This window comes from Candidatus Enterococcus wittei (assembly GCF_002140175.1).
GTDB lineage: Bacteria > Bacillota > Bacilli > Lactobacillales > Enterococcaceae > Enterococcus_B > Enterococcus_B wittei.
Window position 1 is genome coordinate 17,196 of sequence record NZ_NGMO01000005.1, and the last position, 20,146, is coordinate 37,341.

The following is a 20,146-nucleotide window of genomic DNA, read 5'->3' on the forward strand; positions in this document are numbered from 1 at the left end:
GTCTTGCTAGAGTGCCCAACTAAATGATGGCAACTAACAATAAGGGTTGCGCTCGTTGCGGGACTTAACCCAACATCTCACGACACGAGCTGACGACAACCATGCACCACCTGTCACTTTGCCCCCGAAGGGGAAGCTCTATCTCTAGAGTGGTCAAAGGATGTCAAGACCTGGTAAGGTTCTTCGCGTTGCTTCGAATTAAACCACATGCTCCACCGCTTGTGCGGGCCCCCGTCAATTCCTTTGAGTTTCAACCTTGCGGTCGTACTCCCCAGGCGGAGTGCTTAATGCGTTAGCTGCAGCACTGAAGGGCGGAAACCCTCCAACACTTAGCACTCATCGTTTACGGCGTGGACTACCAGGGTATCTAATCCTGTTTGCTCCCCACGCTTTCGAGCCTCAGCGTCAGTTACAGACCAGAGAGCCGCCTTCGCCACTGGTGTTCCTCCATATATCTACGCATTTCACCGCTACACATGGAATTCCACTCTCCTCTTCTGCACTCAAGTCTCCCAGTTTCCAATGACCCTCCCCGGTTGAGCCGGGGGCTTTCACATCAGACTTAAGAAACCGCCTGCGCTCGCTTTACGCCCAATAAATCCGGACAACGCTTGCCACCTACGTATTACCGCGGCTGCTGGCACGTAGTTAGCCGTGGCTTTCTGGTTAGATACCGTCAAGGGATGAACAGTTACTCTCATCCTTGTTCTTCTCTAACAACAGAGTTTTACGATCCGAAAACCTTCTTCACTCACGCGGCGTTGCTCGGTCAGACTTTCGTCCATTGCCGAAGATTCCCTACTGCTGCCTCCCGTAGGAGTTTGGGCCGTGTCTCAGTCCCAATGTGGCCGATCACCCTCTCAGGTCGGCTATGCATCGTGGCCTTGGTGAGCCGTTACCTCACCAACTAGCTAATGCACCGCGGGTCCATCCATCAGCGGCACCGTAAAGCGCCTTTCAAATCAAAACCATGCGGTTTCGATTGTTATACGGTATTAGCACCTGTTTCCAAGTGTTATCCCCTTCTGATGGGCAGGTTACCCACGTGTTACTCACCCGTTCGCCACTCCTCTTTTTCCGATGGAGCAAGCTCCGGTGGAAAAAGAAGCGTTCGACTTGCATGTATTAGGCACGCCGCCAGCGTTCGTCCTGAGCCAGGATCAAACTCTCATAATAAAAGTTAGAACAATCTTGCGATTGTTAAGCTCAATTTGGTTGCTAGCATATTGCTTGCTTGTTAAAAATGTTTGTTGTCTTGAATCAATCAAGACACCCTACACATTTGGTTTGTCTTACTTTGTTCAGTTTTCAAAGGTCTACTTGATACCGAATCAAAAATCCGCTATCTGCGATTGCCGCAGCAACTCTTATATCTTAGCAAATACTCAAGTGCTTGTCAACACTTTTTTAAAAGTTTTTTCGATTCCATTTTCATAAAACCGGCTTAGCAACTCGTTTATAATAACTCATGTTTTGTTATTTGTCAATAGTTTTTTTACACTTCTCTTTGTCAGATCAACGTTTCTAAAAACTATTTCCGAACGGCTTAGTTATCTTAACACACATAAAATCGATTGTCAATAAAACTTTTAAACAAATTTCATAGTTGTTTTCATTTGTTTTAGCAACGTTGTTTATATTACCATTGAAAAAAAGATTGGTCAAGTTTAATTTTAACTTTCATTCCACCTAATTTTTTTGTTTTCTCTATCATTACTCTTTTTAAGATTTATTCCCTTAGCTTTCCCTCAAACTTCCTTCTACTCAATCTACATTTATTCTGGATAATCTTTTATTTTTCTTTCTATATAAAAACGTTCCTTTCAGTCAAAATAGATTCAAGTGATTGTTGCTTCACGCATCTCCATTTCAAATTGAATCTTCAAGTCATAAATATATCCGTTCCATATTTTTGGGGACTAGCAAAAACTCTAGAAGTTCGTTTCTTGCGTTCTTCTAACTTCTGACATAGTGATCGACTCCATTTATTTTGAAAAATACTCACCTTTCATCCCATCAACATTCACCATTTGTAAAAAGATTCACCTTGTCTTATAAATACAAAGAGTTCCTTAACATCTACAAATTCAACGACTAAAAAAATTGTAACGTCCTTCCATACAGCTTATCAAAAGCAAAACTCCCATATTTCAGCCGATAATCAAGAAATTACTACTGCTCTTTTCTACTATAGTAGTGCTGTCTTATCTGAATAACATAAAAAAACAACTCGATACAGAAAAAAATAGCATCTACTATTTTTCCCGAAACGAGTTGTTTCTTTTAATCTTTCAGAAAGAAAAGTGATTATTTAAAATCAAAATATCTATCTTCTTTATTCACTATATAAGTCACGCACTGGTGTCATGATAATGCGATTTAGATCGTTAATGATCGCACTGAATCCTTGTTCTTTTTGCATCAAATCATTGATTACTTCTTCTGATTGGATCTTCATTGCCATTTCCTGTGCTTTCGCTGCATCATCATCGCTGAACTCTTGTCCACTCATTTGTTTTTCTTGCAATTCAATTTGCATTGCTTGGAAATCTTTGAATAATTGATGCGCTTCTTCATTTGCTTTCACTTTTGCATAAGCTTCTTCTAACGCTTTGAATTCTGGAAGTTCACGGATTTCACGTTCGATTTGATTGGCACTATCATAAATATTTGACATATGGTGACCTCTTTTCTTCTATTTATTAATCTTTATTGTACCATGAGAACATTGGTTTTCAAAGCGCCTATTCTCCTTGGTAGCTTCGCCATAAGTCCTTGGCTGCATCACCAATCCCCTGAATACCTTCTTTCACTTTATCCCCAAAACTTTTCAATCCTTCTTTCGCTTGTTCACCGTAACGGTTCAGCTGATCTTGCCAATCATTATCTGCTTCAGTTGCTTGAGAAGGATCGGAAACTTGGTCTGCTGGCACGACTTGTCCTCCTGTTGCATAAGCATCAGCTACATTAAATTTCGTTTGTGCAGTATAAGGAAGTATTCCCTCTGCTGCAGATTTAAAGACTTTTCCCACGACATTTCCGCTTGTTCCTTCTAAGAAATGAAGTTCACTCGTTTCTTCATACCCTAACCAAGTAGAGATGACCACATCCGGTGTATAACCCACGATCCATTGATCGTTTGCTTTCGTTGGATCGAAGTTCGTTTCTGTTGTTCCAGTTTTGCCGGCTACTGTATAGCCATAAGGATTAGCGGCTACTGCTGTACCATTAGAGAATGTACCTAATAACATACTTGTCATTTCATCTGCAGTCTCCTGCGAAATCACTTGTTTCGGTTTTTTATTCGTATTATCGACAATGACCGCACCTGTCGAATCAACGATTTTCGTAATCAGATGAGGACGATACATTTTACCCCCATTCGCAAACGTGCTATACGCACTGGCCATCGTTAATGGAGAAACACCTTTTTCTAATCCCCCTAACGCCAATCCATAATATTTATCTGATGATTCAAGGGGTAACCCGAATTCTTTTGCTTTATCAAACCCTTTTTGAAGACCAATTTCATGAAGCAACCAAACAGCTGGCAAGTTCAAACTTTGAGCAACCGCTTGATACATTGGAACTTCACCTTGGTAGGTTCCATCAAAATTATGGGCATCATAATAAGACTGTGGTTTATCTTCTAATATACTTGAAGGTGTATATCCCGCTTCTAAAGCCGGCGCATAGACACTTAGCGGTTTAATAGAAGACCCTGGGGACCGCTTCATCTGCGTTGCAAAATTGAACCCACGAAAAACATGTTCTCCCCTACGTCCTACTAATGCCGCCACACCGCCAGTTTTAGGGTCTAATGCCACAGAACCAGATTGAACCATCGCACCATCTGAAGCATTCACAGGGAATAATGCATCATTTTGATAGGTAGCTTCGAGTTGTTTTTGATAATTTTGATCCAATGAAGTATAGATCTTATACCCTTTATTCATGACATCCGCTTCATCCAAGTCATAGTCGCTGACAGCTTCATCAATTACCGCATCGAAATAATAAGGATAGCGATAGCCTGATTCCGAGCCTGTATAGGTGTCATTTAAATATTGAGTGATATCTGTCTGACTTTCTGCCGTTTCTTGTTCTGCGCTGATTTTCCCGTTTTCGGCCATGACACTCAATACTGTATTCTTACGATTATTCGCATTTTCAGGATGATCAATCGGATTATAGATCCCTGGTCCTTTCAACATCCCTGCTAACGTTGCAGCTTCAGAAAGAGTGACATTGTTTGCATCTACTCCAAAATACCGTCTAGAAGCATCTTGCACACCCCAGACACCATTACCAAAGTAAGCATTATTCAAATACATCGTCAAAATTTCTTCTTTACTATATTTCTTTTCAATCTCAATCGCTAAGAATAACTCTTTAGCTTTCCGATCAAATGTTTGATCTAACGTGAGGTAAGCATTCTTTGCTAGTTGCTGAGTGATTGTACTCCCACCACCGCCGCCAGTTCCACCAGAAGTAATCATACGCGCTGCCGCTCTGGCAATCCCTTTGATATCAAAACCATGATGTTGATAGAAGTTTCGATCTTCTGTGGAAATCACTGCATCTTGTATAAATGGAGAAATCGCATCTAACTCTACGTAACTGCCCTTTTGCGCGTAAAGAGTTCCCGCTTCTTCATTATTTTTATCATAAATCACGGTAGACTGACTCAATCCTGATTTCAATGTTTCTACATTGGCCTGTTTGGCTAATACAAACAGATAGATGCTTGTCACAAGTACAACGATCAATCCAACCAGTAAAATCAATTTATTGATATAGTATTTTTTCCATATCCGTTTACGCCAGCGATGAAACTGACCGAGATAAGGCTTTAACCATTGCCAAAAGCTGGATAATCCAGCTTTGATTTTTCTCAGAATGCTTTGAAAATCCATCCACTTCTTCTCCTGTCTTTTAAATTCAATCGTCTTATTCTAACATAACTATATATATGTTACTTCCTGCTTAAGATGTAGGTTTCACACTTTATTTCATCACAGTGGGAACAGTTTAGCATAAGAAATATCAGAAATATTTCACTTTTTTCTTAAATATCTTTTAAAAATGATACAATAAGACTGCATTTTTAATGAAAGGAGTGAGAACGTGGAAATCATGATCACTTTACCCGAGTCCCATCCAACGAAGACCATTCGAGAATTATTAGAAAATGAATGGCTAGTTCCTAGAAAAGTTCGCCATTTTTTACGTGTGAGAAAAAACGTTTGGATCAATCAAAAACCTGCTTTGTTCCATAATGAAGCAAAAGCCGGTGATCAAATTACGTTGCATTTTGAAGAAACAGATTACCATTATCAAGAAGTCCAGTTAGGCGACCCTCAAAAAATCGATGTTTTATATGAAGACGAGTATTTGATCATTGTGAACAAACCTGTTGGCATGAAGACACATCCAAACGAACCAACCGAAAAAGCAACTTTGCTAAATCATCTAGCCGCTTATTTAGCAACAAAAGAACAACGCCCTTACGTTGTCCATCGTTTAGACAAGGAAACGAGTGGCGCGGTTTTATTCGCAAAACACCCCTTCGTATTACCGATATTGGGAAGGATGCTTGAACAAAAAATGATTTATCGTCGCTATCAAGCAGTCGTTTGGGGTATTCTCAAACGGGATCAAACCATTATAGATAAAATCGGACGAGATCGTCATGACCGACGAAAACGGATCGTTGATCCTAAAAATGGACAATATGCGGTTACACACGTTCACGTTGCTGAGCAACTAGCTGATCAAACACGGATTTATTGCGTCTTGGACACTGGTCGCACTCATCAAATCCGTGTTCATCTTGCCCATCAAGGCCATCCCATCGTAGGTGATCCTCTCTATCAACAACGTCCAGGCAAACGGCTGATGCTCCATGCATTGGAATTACACATGCAACACCCCTTTACTCAAGAGCAAATAGTGGCAGTAGCACAACCTGGTTTATGGTAAAAATGACGTTTTGCCTTTATATTTTTTATATTTAATTACTACTAATAGCGTGGAACAAAATTATAATTTACTCTTGTTTCACGCTATTAATACGTATGCACGGCGGAATCAGAAGCAACTCCTTCTATAAAAAGAAGAGATTCACAAAAATTTAAAAAGCAATTTTCGTGAATCTCTTCTTATTTCTCGGAGTTAACCACTTCTGTTCCAGCCTCAAAATGAAATAAACTTTTCCACAGAAATAACTTCTTCAAAAATGACTCAAAAAAACTTAAAAAATATGAGAATTCACTTATGAATTAGCTAGATTTTTTCCCGAGATATACATTCTGTATGAACTATCCCTACTCAGCTAAATCTAACTATTCTTAACGCCTGAAGCGGGGGCTTTTCGAGAAAAGAGCATACTTGCGAGCTTGTTTTTCACTCACAGAGAATGGCGATTTCTTCTTATTTTCGTTAAAGTTACACCAATCATACACGCATTACATTTATTTCAAAAAGACAGCGGGAGTATCTAGAAAATAGCCAAAACTATTTCTACGATTCCCACTGTCTTCCTTATCATTCGATAAACTTGCGCTTTTCAGGTCACCAAGATTTCTACTGTTTGATTACAGTATTCTTCATTTACCATATAGCCAAGCGCCTCACGCTATTTTTCTTGATGCACTTTTTCGGCTAAGAGTAAACTACCGATGATCCCACTTTCATTAGGTATGCCCCATTGAACGATATACTCTTCAACTGGTGGCGTTTCCATATATCCTGCCATCAATGTTGTAAATTGTTCTCTCACTTTCTGTAGCAAATGACCTTGATTCATAACTCCACCGCCTAAAATGATTTTTTCAGGAGCTAAAGTCAATGAATAATTCACTAAGGCTTGCGCTAAATAAAACGCTTGGATATCCCAAACAGGATGATCTTCAGGTAAATCTTGCCCTTTGATCCCTGTACGCGCTTCAATAGACGGGCCAGCTGCTAGTCCTTCCAAACAATCTTTATGATAAGGACAGGTTCCTTCATAATCATCATCAGGGTGACGTTTCACCATGATATGACCCATTTCCGGATGAGCGCTTCCTGAAAAAATCTCTCCGTTCAGTACTACTCCCCCACCTATTCCTGTACCGACTGTCAGATAAAGACAGCTGTTTTTTCCTTGCGCTGCGCCTTTCAGTAACTCACCGTATGCTGTAGCATTGACATCCGTTGTCCAAGCAACTGGTATATCATAACGTTCTTTGATACTACCTAAGAAATCATAATTTTTCCAACCTTTTTTTGGCGTCGCTAATACATAGCCATACCGTTCATTGGTTGGGTCAACACCAATCGGACCAAAAGAGCCGATCCCCATCGCTTCTAATTCATATTGATCAAAAAAATCAAAAACGAGCGCCAAAGTTTCGTTTGGTGTTGTCGTTGGCACACTGATTTTTTCGATGATCTCACCTTGGTCTGAGACCGCACAGATAAATTTGGTTCCGCCTGCTTCTATTCCGCCATACATGATTGCTCTATTCCTCCTCAAAACCGATTGTTCGAATCTCATAAGGTTGGAGTGTCGAATCAACCGCCTCCTGATATTCTTCTTCAAGTAGATTCAATCGTTTCCCAGTTTGACCATTTTTCGTTACATGTAACGGATTTAAATGACTAGACATATTGAATCCTCTCACTACTAGTTTATCATTATCTTTGCTTCGCTTCAAAGCAGTAATTGCAAACGTTTCCCCTTCTACTTGCAAATAATGATTGTCTGGTAAAAGTTCACCTAATTGGTGTCTTAGTTGTTGCGTAGAAAATGGGATCTGCGCCGCATATGCACGCTTATAAGTTTGAAATTTATCTTCTCCTGCATGGGCTTCAAAACTATAATGGAACTGATGCACACCCAAGCACTGTGCTTCAGGAGTAGGAAAATAGCCCCAATCTCCCATCTCGCCTACACAACGTAACAACGTGACTGCGATCGTTTGTTGGTCGACGATCTCATATTCATTCAATCCAAAGTTACCCACTGTCACACCACATATTTCATCCCCTAATTGAACAAAAGCTTGTTGGTGTTGTGGATTCGTTGGATTCTCCCAATGGATGGACACTTCATTAGGTCGTGTAACGATCTCAAAGATACTATCCGCTTCATGATGTTTCACATGTAACTTTGTGGGGAACAACACACGTAGACGATGATCTTTCATTTGATTATCAATTGTTGTTTCAAAATCGATTTTTTTACTATTCTCACGAACAGTCACAATTGTTTCAAGCACCAACACCTCCGTTTCTTTCACTCTTTGCGCTTTACGGAAGCGGAATTCTCTGACCATCCGTTGCTCTTCCTCTAAACGTCTATCTGCAGAAAGCGGGACCGACATTGTTTTCTTGATTTTCACCTGCGCTAGTTCTGGTGTATCTTTGATGATTTCTACAGTACTTTCATTTTGATCTTTCGATAGGATTGGTTGATCATTTTCTGGCTGTTTGAAAATATACTCATTTCCGATATCCCCTACATCTTCAAATGTCATCAATTCATCAAAGACCTTCCCTGTCGTTTTATCCGTACATGTAAGGGTCCCATTTTGTTCAATAACTAAATGGAGCAAACTATTTTCTATGATTCGACCTTCATCAGCGATCATCGTCCGAGTTATTTTCTCTGCGGGACCTTCAACTAAAGCCAACGTTTTCCAAGAAAAAGCCGGCATTTCATGGATTGGCACTTCAACCATGACCTTCTTAGCCATATACGGAACTCTGAAACGATCCTTTGGCAAATCATACCCAAAGTCCACGATTTCTTCAGAAATAATAGCTGGAATCTGTCTTTTATCAATTGTTTCAACATGGTATTGCTTCTTTGGTCGCTCGGCTAGCTTTTGATAAAGTTTTTCTGGAACCCCTTTCGCAAAACATTTGCGTTCTAATTCGATTGTGATGTGTGCTTCTCCAGTTTTTTCCATACCAGCTGTATTGATAACGATAAAAGGATAGCTTTCTTGTGGAAAAACACTCGTATCTATCTCAGCAGTTAGTTGATCCAAAGCTTCTTGGGCTAAATACTTTCCAACCTCATTTGCTTTTTCGAAACGGGGAATCATTTCCCGATGTACCGCATCCACTGAACAACCACAAATGCTGTCATGAGGATGGTTTTGCATCAATGTCTTCCACGCATAATCTAACTGATCATGAGGATATTTCCCTGTTACTTCATACGCCATAGCAGCCAGAGGTTCAGTGACGTTTTCAAGTTGTCGTTGAACTGTCGTATTCCATTGTTTCAAATAGACTCGGGCTGAAGCAGTATTAGCTAACGTATACCAGCCATCTGTTTCTTGACTTGTCAGCTCTCCTTCCACCGCCCCTAGATCTGTAGGCAATTCTTTTTGGACTGCTTCAAGATAGTCGGTAAAATTGGAATGGACAAATTCATATTCTGGATATAATTCATTTGCAAGAGCGATTGCTTCCGTGATATTTTTTTGAACGGGTTGATGATCCACACCATTCATCATCAATAAATGATCTGTGGAAGCATATTGTTCCACATCTGCTAATTTCTCTTTCCAAAAAACTTTAGCCATTTCTTTTTCAGCTGGGATCTCGTTTCCATTACTGTACCAATTCGCAAACAGTAAACCAAAAATCTCTGTTTGATCCGGTCCTTTCCACCACATCTCAGAATACTGAGAAGAATAATTGTCCGCCGCTAATACTTGATTGTCAAAGCCGATGGGTTTTACACCACGACCAAATGCCGCTGCTTCTAACCCTACTTGTTTCATCATCTGTGGCGTTTGTCCCATATTCCCAAATGTATCTGGGAAATAGCCAAGCATGACAGGCGTTCCCCATTTCCGACTTTCTTCCATTCCAATGAGCATATTTCGAACATTAGATTCCGAGCTAATCAAAAAATCGTCTTGTAAGATATAAAACGGACCAATTCGCAATTTACCAGCATTGATTGCTTTTTGAACAGCTTCTCTTTTTTCTGGGCGAACTTGTAGATAATCGTCTAAAATGATGGTCTGGCCATCTAAATGAAAACTATTGAATTTCGGATCCGTTTCAAACAGCTCAAGCAAATCATCCATCAATTCCACCAATCGCATATGATGTTGCTCGTAAGCCATATACCATTCACGATCCCAATGACTATGGGAAATAATATATACTTTCTTTTTCATTTGTCTCCTCCTTATTTGACCACTCGAATATCAAAATAATCCATTACCAACTCGCAAAACATCATGTTCGCCCAAGAAAACCATTCTCTTGTGTAGTTTTGAGGATTATCCACGTCGAATCCTTCATGCATCAAATGTGTGCCTGCATCTGTCGCAACTAACAAATCGAGAATACGTTCTTTTTCACGCTTATCTTCCGTGGTCATCCCTTCCATGGCTAAAGCAATCGGCCAAATATAATTCTCTGGGGTATGAGAAGAACCAATTCCTTTTGCATATTCACCTTCATAAAAATAAGGATTTTCTTTGCTTAGCAATGTCTGCCTTGTCTTTAGATATATTTCATCTGTTGGGGAACAATATCCTAAATAAGGGGCAGCGATTAGATTAGGCACATTGCTATCGTCCATCAAGGAAGCATTCCCTAAACCATCCACTTCATATGCGTAAATCTTTTCTCCGTTTTGATTCTTCACATATCCATACGAATCAATTCCCTGTTGGATCGCTTTCTTTAATTTATTTGCTTCCATAGCGATTTGCGGCTCTTGTATGATCTCTGAAAAGATTTCTTCTAGATAGCCTAAAATAACGACTGCAAACATGTTAGACGGGACCAAGTACCCATAGCGACAAGCATCATCACTCGGACGAAAACCTGACCACGTCATCCCTGTCGGTGCCACTTCCGTTCCTTTTCCTTCATTGACCAATGTATCTTCTTTTCTGGTAGTATCCCGAGTAAAGGTATAAGGTGATTGATTATGATCTTGTTCCATCTTAAACACATGGAGAATCTTTTCTACCCCACGAGTAAACATTTGATCAAACTGATCCACACGACCAGTGTTTTTATAAAGTAAATAAGCCAATTGAACAGGATAACACAAAGAATCGATTTCGTATTTGCGTTCCCAGATCCAATCATTCATTTCTGTATGGTCTGTTTGGTGCCCTGCACCATTCGCCTCTTCATTAAAGGCATTGGCATAAGGATCGATGTTGATATAGTAAAATTGTTTTTTGACTAAACCACAGATCATGTCTGCTAGATCCTCATCCTCTTTGGCAACTACCAAATAAGGACGAACTTGTGCCGTTGAATCCCGTAACCACATCGCTGGAATATCACCTGTAAGTAAAAACGTTGTGCCATCTTCCTGCCGCTTGACAGTGGTCAATAATGTATTGGCAAAGGCAGCGGTGAAATTTTTTGCCCAATCTGTATGTTCTTCACCACACTTTTGAGTCATTGTTTCCATGAATTGTTCCACTGATTTTGGTATATCTTTATAAACCATCATTCTTAACCTTCTCTCTATATGATATATCAATAAAGATTATACCCTCTCGCTATAATATTGTCTACGCTTTCATAAAAAAGTTTTTTTATTTACTTTTCTTTTTTTTATGCTATGATTTAATCATGATATATCATTAAGAGGTGTTTATATGGATCAACCATTATATAAAAAAATTTTTTTAGCATTAGAAACGGCGATCAAAGAAGGAAAATTACCTGTTGATAGTCAAGTTCCAACTGAAAAAGAGCTATCCCAACAATACAATGTCAGTCGTATCACTTCTAAACGTGCTTTGACAGAACTTGAACAACTAGGTTTGATTTACCGAGTTCGTGGGAAAGGAAGTTTTGTGAAGGCACTTACTAGTGATGCAACGGATACGAATGTTACTTCACAAAAAAGGATTTTATTCTTGTTGCCTTACCTTTCTGATCTCTCTGTTGGAGATTTTACGAAAGGCCTGAATCCAGTGATGCAAGACAATCAGTTTGATGTGCTAATGACAACCTTGGATTTCTTAGAAAAGAAAAAAGCCAGTGACATCATGCAGGAATTTGATGGATTGATTTATTACGCCTTTCAAACAGACCAACATTTGGACTTGCTATTTGAATTATCGTTAAAAGATTTTCCAGTGATTATTTTAGACAAAAAAATTTACGAGTTACCTTTTCCAACGGTTCTTTCTGATAACTTCCAAGGCGGTTCACTCGCAACAAGACAGTTGATTGAGAGTGGACATACTAATATTGCTTATCTTTTTGGGGATAAGATCCATCCTCAATCGGTTCGTCAACGTTACCTGGGCTATCTTGAAGCCTTGAATCAAGCCAATTTAACTTTTCACTCTACATTGAATGATCAAGAAACGATGGAAGATGTCTTGACCACTTACATCAAGGATCATCAAGTCACTGCTTTTGTCTGTGAAAATGATCTTGTGGCTATCCATGCGATGAAACAATTGAAACAACAAGGATACAGCATTCCAAATGATTTTTCAGTGATTGGTTTTGATGATATCCAAGCAGCAGCTTTGATTGATCCACCATTAACAACCATTGCCCAAGATTTTCATCAATTAGGTAAATTAGCTGGGGAAACTTTGATCACATGGTTAGAAACAAAAGTAAAGCCTGAGGATATTACACACCCAGTCACTTTGATCAAACGACAATCTACAAAGGAGATCACACATGAATATTCAACAAATTGACACCCGTCACGGAACAGCAAATCAAGCGAATTTTTCTCAAGGGAATTGCCTACCTTATACTGGCGTTCCCTTCGGTATGAACTACTTTGCCCCTCAGACAACAGATCAAAAAGGCAGCTGGTGGTTTCACCCAGAAGACCGCACCTTTCAAGGGTATCGTCTGACCCATCAGCCTAGCCCATGGATGGGGGACTTTAGTCACTTTCTTATGACTCCTATCAGCGGTAGACTGCCAGAAGCAACCCTTTTTCATGCCCAAAGCTCTTATCGCCCAGAAGAAAGTGTCTTTTGTCCGACCCATTTATCGATCAAACAATTACGCTATGGGATTCAGTCGACTTTGATCCCTAGTATGTATGGCGGAATCCTTTCTTTAACTTACAGCAAAAATGAGAGCGGTTTACTCTTGTCCTTTCCCGGAAGATTCCGTCTTTCAGTAAAAGATCCTCATACCATTGAAGGCCAAGTCACCCACTTTGCCGGAGCACAAGATCCTGATTTCACTTTTTACTTTGTCCTTCATTGTGAGCAACCATTGATCACTACTGAAATTACTTATATGAAAGAAGAAGCCGGTTCAGTTCCCCTCTACTTTGGAGATATCGTTAAACAAACCATTCGACTAGGAACATCCTTCATCAACTTAGAACAAGCACATTATCATTTAGCCCAAGAACAGCCGCAATCAAAAGAAGAATATCTCGAAAATAGTCGTACTCAATGGCAAAACTATTTCGATCGCATCAAAATCGAGCATCATGACGAAAAGCAAGTACGGACGTTTTACCATAATCTCTATCGAACTTTTTTGTTTCCACAAACTTTTTATGAGATCGATTCTAAAGGACAACCCATTCATTACGACACAACTAGCTGTTCAGTTAAACCTGGAGTTCTTTATACAAACAATGGTTTTTGGGATACGTATAAAACAGTCTATCCACTATTTTCATTGATCGCAGTTGAGAAGTACGAAGAAATGTTAGAAGGATTTTTAACGAGCTATAATGAAACCGGATTCTTACCAAAATGGCTATCACCTGATGAACGAGGTTTGATGCCAGGTACCTTGATTGATGCGGTAATTGCAGATGCAGCAGTCAAAGGAATCAAAACAGAGCGGATGCCTGAATTTTTAGCAGCCATGATCAAAGGTGCAACTATTCAGAGTACGAACCCAAACTATGGCCGACAAGGAACTACCGATTACTTGAAGTATGGCTATGTTCCCAACTCATACCATGAATCCGTCAACCATACGCTGGATTATGCTTATAGTGATTTTTGTATTAGCCAAGTGGCTCGACTCCTTGGTGACCAAAAAATAGCAAAAGCTTATCAAAAACAATCATTGAATTATCGTCATATTTTTGATGTGACCACTGGATTTATGCGTTCAAAAGATCCATCTGGAAATTTCCGTGCAGACTTTTCGCCTACGCGATGGGGCCAAGATTATGCGGAAGGGAGTGCTTGGCAAAGCAGTTTTGCCGTCTACCATGATTTTGCAGGATTGATTGAGTCACATGGAGGAAAACTAGATTTTGAGAAAAAATTAGTGGAGTTATGTAATCAAGCACCTACATTTGAAGTTGGCGGATATGGCTTTGAGATTCATGAAATGAGTGAAATGGCTGCCGCTGAATTCGGACAATTAGCGATTTCCAATCAACCTAGTTTTCATTATCCTTATTTGTTCCATTACCTTGGTAAACCTGAAATGGCACAGCCATTGATCAAACAACTGCTGACTCAAGCTTTTGATGACACACCAAGTGGTTATCCTGGTGATGAAGATAACGGTAGCATGGCAGCTTGGTATATCTTCAATAGCTTAGGAATCTATCCTGTCACACCCGGAACTGGTGAATATTGCATAGGCATTCCCTTGTTTGATAAAGCAACCTTGCTCTTGTCTAATGGCAACCATTTAACAATTGAAACCTCACCAAACCAACCTCAGCAACAATTTGTTCATCAGATCAACAGAAATGGCAAGAGTTACGATAAACTATATTTTCACCATGACGATCTATTAAAAGGAGGAAGGATCGATTATCATTTGGGAATCGTTCCTCATGCTCAAAGCTACTCACCTGACGCATTACCTTTTTCATTGCATAATCATTTGATTAATTAAAAAATTAATATATCAAAAAAAGATTCGGACCTCTATGTAGAGATCTGAATCTTTTTTTGATATACCATTTACCCGATATATCTATCAATCACTCTCAAGAACCTTTTCTATATCTATCATTATTTCGTTTATTCAACCTCTGTCATCTTACAGGCTCATAGGATTACTAGGCCATGCTATTTCTTTTAGCTTTCTGTCGCGAAAATGTACCGAGACTAAACCACGTTTTAGTTCCTAGTTCATGCGATCTCTTACACTTGCTGCCTTGTGGGGCGTACGATCATCTCACTTACAGACATCCGTTCTGGTGTATCGATTGCAAAAACCACTGCTTCTGCGATATCTTCTGATTTTAAACCCCATTTCATTTGTTCTTCGTGCAATGTTGCTGCTACTTTTTTATCACTGATCGTCTGGTATAGTTCTGTTGCTACTGCTCCTGGTGAGATCATTGTTGACTTGATATTGTTTTCTCTTTGTTCCTGACGCAATCCTTCCATGATTGCCCGTACTGCAAATTTTGTCCCACAATATACCGCTGAATCTGGATAAACAACATGACCGGCAACTGAATCTGTCGTAATGATATGTCCACTTTTTTGTTTGACCATAATTGGTAACACAGCAGATATGCCGTTCAATACACCCATGATATTAATATCTAACATTTGCTGCCACTCTTCTCGACGTGCTTCGATTAAAGGAGCAGTTGGCATGATTCCTGCATTGTTGTAGAGTACGTCGATTCTGCCGAATTTTTCCATAGCCAAATCAATCACTTGTTGAACATCTGGCATTCTTGTTACATCCGCTTCTTGAACATAGATTTCTGCGTCTGGAAAAGCACTTTTGATTTCTGACAAACGATCTTTTCTACGGGCAGCAATGACTAGCTTAGCTCCTCTTTGAGCCAACAGTTTAGTCGTTGCTTCTCCGATTCCTGATGAAGCACCCATGATGACTACTACTTTATTAAGTTTATCCATTGTATTCTTCTCCTTCGATTGTTTTTATGATTTTAGCGGGGGTACCTGCAACGATCGTATTGCTAGGAACATCCTTTGTTACCGTTGAGTTAGCAGCCACAATCGCATTTTCCCCAATCGTCACACCTGGTAAGACAGTCACATTAGCTCCTAACCAAGCATTTTCTTTGATGATCACTGGTTTAGTCATTAAACCTCGACGTTTTTTTGGTTGTGTCAAATGATTCACTGTGATGATTTGACTATTAGGACCGATCAATACACGATCTTCCAAAGTGATGCCTCCTAAATCAATAAAGGTCACATTTTGATTGATAAAGATATCTTTTCCCAATAAGATGTGAGAACCAAAATCACTATAAAAAGGCAATGAGATCACAACGGATGGATCAATTTTTTCTCCGAATACTGGTTCCAACCATTTCAAAACTTCTTCATTTGTACGATATTGCAGATTCAATTCCATTAACGGACGTTCATTTTGTTTTTTGATTGTATGGATTTGTTCATATAAAGGCGTACCAATTAAAATTTCTTGATTAGCGAGTTGATTGATTAAATATTTTCGGTTCATCATATCCCTCCTATATTTGCTACATTCACTGTACTTGATTATACTTAACTTGACTAATATTTATATGGAATACCTAGGCATACCTTTTAGTTATAGGAGGAAATTTCATGGAACTACGAGTTTTAAACTATTTTTTGACTGTTGCCAGAGAAAAAACGATCAGTCGTGCAGCTGAAGTCTTGCATTTATCACAGCCCACTTTATCTAAACAACTAAAGGAACTGGAAGAAGAATTGGGGGTGCAACTATTTATAAGGGGAAACCGTGAAATCACGTTGACAGAAGAAGGAATCTACCTGCAAAATCGTGGCCAGGAGATATTATCACTCGTAGAAGTTACTACTACCAATCTTAAAGCTACAAGCGTTGTCAGTGGTAAAATTACATTTGGTAGTGGTGAAACAGAAGGTTTTAGTAGGATCGCCAGTTTGATTCATACGCTAATAGCGCAGTACCCAGATATCAAAGTGGAGCTTTACAGCGGAAACGCTGATGATGTGTTGGAAAAACTCGATAAAGGACTATTAGACTTTGGCCTCGTCATAGATCCTGTTTCAAAACAAAAATATGAATATCATCAGTTGACCCAACAAGATCAATGGGGCTTGCTAGTCAATAATGAACACCCTTTAGCAGCAAAAAAACGAGTGACAACGCAAGATATAAGAGATATCCCCTTACTTATTTCAAATCAATCATTAGTAGATAACCAACTAACACAATGGCTAGGTACAAACCTTGATTATTTTAACATCGTTGGCACCTACAACCTCCTCTATAATGCCTCCTTGATGGTTAAAGAAAATGTTGCCAGTGCATTGTGTCTAGATGGGATCATCAATACAAAAGGAACCAATCTCACATTCATCCCACTGTTTCCTGAACTTTCTACTACGATCAATATTATCTGGAAAAAGCATCGCACGCTCTCTAATGCCGCCAATCAATTTTTAAATTTATTGCAATAAACAAAATAACTGTAGATAACGTCATAAATGACGTTATCTACAGCCTAAGCAAGTCGAAGTTATTTTCTAATTTTTTATTTAAACAAAGTCTTCTACATGAATAATAAATTGTTGATTTTTCCCACCATGCTGTCCGTAAAGGATAGGACTAGTTTCCATAGTAGTTGATGGACGATCCAACACTTTTCCTGTCGCTACATTTTTTATAATACAAACTTTTCCATTTTCATGCGATCCAACTTGATACACACGCCATTTTTGATCTGCCATATTCCCACTTGTAACCACTCTCGTATTTCCATTGCTGTCTGTTGGTCCTGCTGTAAGATAAGCTGCTCTAATCCAACCATCAATGGAATGAGGACCAGCCATAATTTGATATGTATCATCAGAAATATCGTAGAAAAACACCCATTTCTGATTCCAATCTCCTCTATTCTGGAACATAGAAACATTATATAAACTGTTCAAATTCCAATCAAGAACATGCCATGGATTTTCCACACTTTGAATCGATGTCTTTGCATTATCATAAATCCACCCTACAGTTCCTGCTTCTGTTGCGTTTACTTCACTTGCGTCTACTGAATTTGTTCCCATTCCTAAACCAAGTGCAGCTGCAAATGCTACTCCTAATACTACTGCTTTTAATTTTTTCATTGTTTTCCCCTTTCTTCGATTTGCTTAAGTACACTATGCCATAATTTATCTTTAAAATTTTCTTTTGTGTTCTAATACAACATTTTTGTTATATATAGCATTTATCTGGAGCTGAATGTCCTTTTAATCCATTGATTTCTAACCACCATATTCCATCAGTTTTTTCTCAAGAAACAAGAAAAAAAGACGGTAGAATTTACCCTCTCACTGATTGTGGTTCTTTAATTTTTTTCAGTTATTCTCCCACTCGATACTATGGATACTCGAAAAAATTTTCTCATGTTTTTTCATTAAGTCACAGACCAAACCTCATGATCAAAGAAGCCTCATGGATGACGATTAGCTGGTTTGAGAGAATGAGCTTGCCTTTTTATCGTATCCTAATCCTATACTTCATTTATATCATTGGTTTAGAAAAAGATGACCGGAAAATCTAATAAAAATCAAGCAATGACAATTTATAAAAAAAAGTGTGGAACAAAAGTAAATGATCCTTTTGTTCCACGCTCTAAATACGTATAAACGGCAGAAGTGCCCTCTTCGGAAATAAATTGAAATTCACAACAATTGAAATGCAATTTTCGTAAATTCTTTTTTATTTCTCGAAGTTAAACACTTCTCCTTAACCACTTTTAAGAATATACTTATTTATTCTATACGAAATATTTTCATTTTTCTGTAAACTATGCTCACAATCCAAACAGCCATTACTGCTAGAACAATTCCGATTGTATTATCTATGATCCTCATTGCAGCAGCTTCTGGCACACCAAATAATTCACTAGCAATAACTAATGCTCCAAAACAATTAAAAACCGTTTTATACCGATAGGATGAACATATCCCTAATGCAAAACCGCCAAGCAGACTTAATAAAGTCCCAGATATATGGTCACTGAAAACAATAAATAGCCCACTCCCCACCAAGGTTCCGATCAGACGGTCGACTGCCCGCTCTTTCACATCAATGCCACTCAGCCCATAGCTTGAATACAAAGATGAAAATGCAAAACCGATCCACATAAAACGCTGAAATGGTAGAAACTTGCTGGCAATGATCAGCAAGGAAATTCCCAATGAATAACTTAACAACTGAAAAATTTCTTTTCTCTTATCTTGTCGCCACACATCAAAAAATGTTTTTTCCAAATATTTTTCTCGGTGTTTTTTATATAGAACAAACATTAGAATAAACGAAAAGACCATAAACAGTAAGGCTTGATTGAAGAAATAGTTAGCATTGATTTTTTCGTCTAGCGTGGAATACACGATGAAAATATAAGAAAAACCATATAAAGAAGCATTGCCCATCTTTGGATCACTGGCAGTAACTAACAAGATGCCACTTAATAAAATAAAGTACATGATCAAGCTCATCGTTGCTGACGAAATGAATTGAATATATGGCAAAATAAAAAGAGACAATGTCACGCCTCCTAGCCCTATCATCGATTGAGAGATTTTATAGCCAAAATCAACAAAACGAAGACTCATTAGCATACAAAAAAAGACTACAGCGTAAGCTTTCATTTCCATACCAAACAGCTTGGTCGCTAGCATGATCACCAATATGGCAAAAGCCACGATCAACAAAGACCTTAGAATCATGAGAAACAGCCATTGTCTCTTTATTTTTTTCTCGGTTTCTGCTTTTATTTTTTTCTTCATTATTATTGGATCTAATTGTAGAGACTGATAAAAATCCAATCGCCTCTCCTCCTTTTAATATTAATGATCCCTTTTCATCTTAATCCTTATCTAACCCTAAACGTAGAGCACTATATCATAATTTTTATCAAAAAAAAATGACTTTATTAAAAATCATTTTTTATTTTTGAAAAGATCTTAGATACTTTAATCACCTATCTTCGTGTTCCCTTTTCATATCTAATAGGACTTCGATTCACCCCACGATAAATGACAAAAAACAATCGGTAGATTTCAAACAAAAAATGAACAGAAAGAAAAAATGGCTCTATACTTTTTGATGTTGGTGGATTCCACTGACATCTTTTTTATTGAGAAAAAAAGATAGAAAAGACACCTTGAAATCCTTTAGAATTGATTTGGCGAAACCATTCATAAGGAGGATTCAAGATGTCTTATACTCA

At 38.7% G+C, this 20,146-nt stretch carries 13 protein-coding genes and 2 other annotated features; of the genes, 4 read left to right on the plus strand and 9 right to left on the minus strand.

Annotated elements, in window-relative coordinates; genetic code table 11:
* Positions 1-93, minus strand: a sequence feature (16S ribosomal RNA rRNA prediction is too short).
* A gap of 181 nt (positions 94-274) precedes the next feature.
* Positions 275-1,168, minus strand: a sequence feature (16S ribosomal RNA rRNA prediction is too short).
* Between the two features lie 1,167 nt (positions 1,169-2,335).
* The gene (locus tag A5844_RS12515; RefSeq protein ID WP_086285530.1) at positions 2,336-2,677 is read right to left on the minus strand and encodes a YlbF/YmcA family competence regulator; all 342 of its coding nucleotides are present in this window, start codon (positions 2,675-2,677) and stop codon (positions 2,336-2,338) included.
* A gap of 67 nt (positions 2,678-2,744) precedes the next feature.
* A complete protein-coding gene (locus tag A5844_RS12520) occupies positions 2,745-4,916 on the minus strand; it encodes a PBP1A family penicillin-binding protein (RefSeq protein WP_086285531.1) in 2,172 nt (723 codons plus the stop codon).
* A 211-nt stretch (positions 4,917-5,127) separates the two neighbouring features.
* Between A5844_RS12520 and A5844_RS12525 the strand changes: the two genes are divergently transcribed.
* Positions 5,128-5,982, plus strand: a complete 855-nt coding sequence (locus A5844_RS12525; RefSeq protein ID WP_086285533.1) for an RluA family pseudouridine synthase — start codon at positions 5,128-5,130, stop codon at positions 5,980-5,982.
* A gap of 655 nt (positions 5,983-6,637) precedes the next feature.
* Here A5844_RS12525 and A5844_RS12530 read toward each other — a convergent pair.
* Genes A5844_RS12530 through A5844_RS12540 form a run of 3 tightly spaced genes read right to left on the minus strand, consistent with a single transcriptional unit; the run spans position 6,638 to position 11,488 of the window.
* On the minus strand, positions 6,638-7,498 hold the full coding sequence (locus A5844_RS12530) for an ROK family protein (RefSeq protein ID WP_086285534.1): 861 nt from the start codon (positions 7,496-7,498) through the stop codon (positions 6,638-6,640).
* A 7-nt stretch (positions 7,499-7,505) separates the two neighbouring features.
* Positions 7,506-10,187, minus strand: coding sequence for an alpha-mannosidase (locus tag A5844_RS12535; protein ID WP_086285535.1), 2,682 nt, complete (start codon positions 10,185-10,187; stop codon positions 7,506-7,508).
* Between the two features lie 11 nt (positions 10,188-10,198).
* A complete protein-coding gene (locus A5844_RS12540; RefSeq protein WP_086285695.1) occupies positions 10,199-11,488 on the minus strand; it encodes a glycoside hydrolase family 125 protein in 1,290 nt (429 codons plus the stop codon).
* A gap of 151 nt (positions 11,489-11,639) precedes the next feature.
* On the opposite strand from A5844_RS12540, the gene A5844_RS12545 reads away from it, so the two are divergent.
* Both A5844_RS12545 and A5844_RS12550 read left to right on the plus strand, forming a co-directional pair.
* Positions 11,640-12,707, plus strand: a complete 1,068-nt coding sequence (locus A5844_RS12545; protein ID WP_086285536.1) for a GntR family transcriptional regulator — start codon at positions 11,640-11,642, stop codon at positions 12,705-12,707.
* Positions 12,688-14,847, plus strand: a complete 2,160-nt coding sequence (locus tag A5844_RS12550; RefSeq protein WP_086285537.1) for a GH92 family glycosyl hydrolase — start codon at positions 12,688-12,690, stop codon at positions 14,845-14,847. Before A5844_RS12545 ends, A5844_RS12550 begins: the two co-directional genes overlap by 20 nt.
* A gap of 251 nt (positions 14,848-15,098) precedes the next feature.
* Here A5844_RS12550 and A5844_RS12555 read toward each other — a convergent pair whose 3' ends face one another.
* Positions 15,099-15,833 carry an SDR family oxidoreductase gene (locus tag A5844_RS12555; protein ID WP_086285539.1) on the minus strand — a complete coding sequence of 245 codons (735 nt, stop codon included), beginning with the start codon at positions 15,831-15,833 and terminating at the stop codon, positions 15,099-15,101.
* On the minus strand, positions 15,826-16,407 hold the full coding sequence (locus A5844_RS12560) for a DapH/DapD/GlmU-related protein (protein WP_086285541.1): 582 nt from the start codon (positions 16,405-16,407) through the stop codon (positions 15,826-15,828). The genes A5844_RS12555 and A5844_RS12560 overlap by 8 nt, the downstream gene beginning before the upstream one ends.
* Positions 16,408-16,514: 107 nt before the next feature.
* Between A5844_RS12560 and A5844_RS12565 the strand changes: the two genes are divergently transcribed.
* Positions 16,515-17,375 carry a LysR family transcriptional regulator gene (locus A5844_RS12565; protein WP_086285543.1) on the plus strand — a complete coding sequence of 287 codons (861 nt, stop codon included), beginning with the start codon at positions 16,515-16,517 and terminating at the stop codon, positions 17,373-17,375.
* Between the two features lie 78 nt (positions 17,376-17,453).
* On the opposite strand, the gene A5844_RS12570 is transcribed toward A5844_RS12565, so the two are convergent.
* Complete coding sequence (locus A5844_RS12570; RefSeq protein ID WP_086285544.1) at positions 17,454-18,035, minus strand: RICIN domain-containing protein; 582 nt, start codon at positions 18,033-18,035, stop codon at positions 17,454-17,456.
* A 648-nt stretch (positions 18,036-18,683) separates the two neighbouring features.
* Entirely contained in the window at positions 18,684-19,742 is a 1,059-nt protein-coding gene (locus tag A5844_RS12575; protein ID WP_086285546.1) for an FUSC family protein, read from the minus strand.
* Positions 19,743-20,146: the final 404 nt, after the last annotated feature.

Excerpts from the sequence above, each read along its gene's own strand:
- A5844_RS12545 (WP_086285536.1), top strand. The coding sequence starts at position 11,640 with ATGGATCAACCATTATATAAAAAAATTTTTTTAGCATTAGAAACGGCG.
- A5844_RS12555 (WP_086285539.1), bottom strand. The coding sequence starts at position 15,833 with ATGGATAAACTTAATAAAGTAGTAGTCATCATGGGTGCTTCATCAGGA.
- A5844_RS12540 (WP_086285695.1), bottom strand. The coding sequence starts at position 11,488 with ATGGTTTATAAAGATATACCAAAATCAGTGGAACAATTCATGGAAACA.
- A5844_RS12560 (WP_086285541.1), bottom strand. The coding sequence starts at position 16,407 with ATGAACCGAAAATATTTAATCAATCAACTCGCTAATCAAGAAATTTTA.
- A5844_RS12520 (WP_086285531.1), bottom strand. The coding sequence starts at position 4,916 with ATGGATTTTCAAAGCATTCTGAGAAAAATCAAAGCTGGATTATCCAGC.
- A5844_RS12535 (WP_086285535.1), bottom strand. The coding sequence starts at position 10,187 with ATGAAAAAGAAAGTATATATTATTTCCCATAGTCATTGGGATCGTGAA.
- A5844_RS12570 (WP_086285544.1), bottom strand. The coding sequence starts at position 18,035 with ATGAAAAAATTAAAAGCAGTAGTATTAGGAGTAGCATTTGCAGCTGCA.
- A5844_RS12565 (WP_086285543.1), top strand. The coding sequence starts at position 16,515 with ATGGAACTACGAGTTTTAAACTATTTTTTGACTGTTGCCAGAGAAAAA.
- A5844_RS12550 (WP_086285537.1), top strand. The coding sequence starts at position 12,688 with ATGAATATTCAACAAATTGACACCCGTCACGGAACAGCAAATCAAGCG.
- A5844_RS12530 (WP_086285534.1), bottom strand. The coding sequence starts at position 7,498 with ATGTATGGCGGAATAGAAGCAGGCGGAACCAAATTTATCTGTGCGGTC.
- A5844_RS12515 (WP_086285530.1), bottom strand. The coding sequence starts at position 2,677 with ATGTCAAATATTTATGATAGTGCCAATCAAATCGAACGTGAAATCCGT.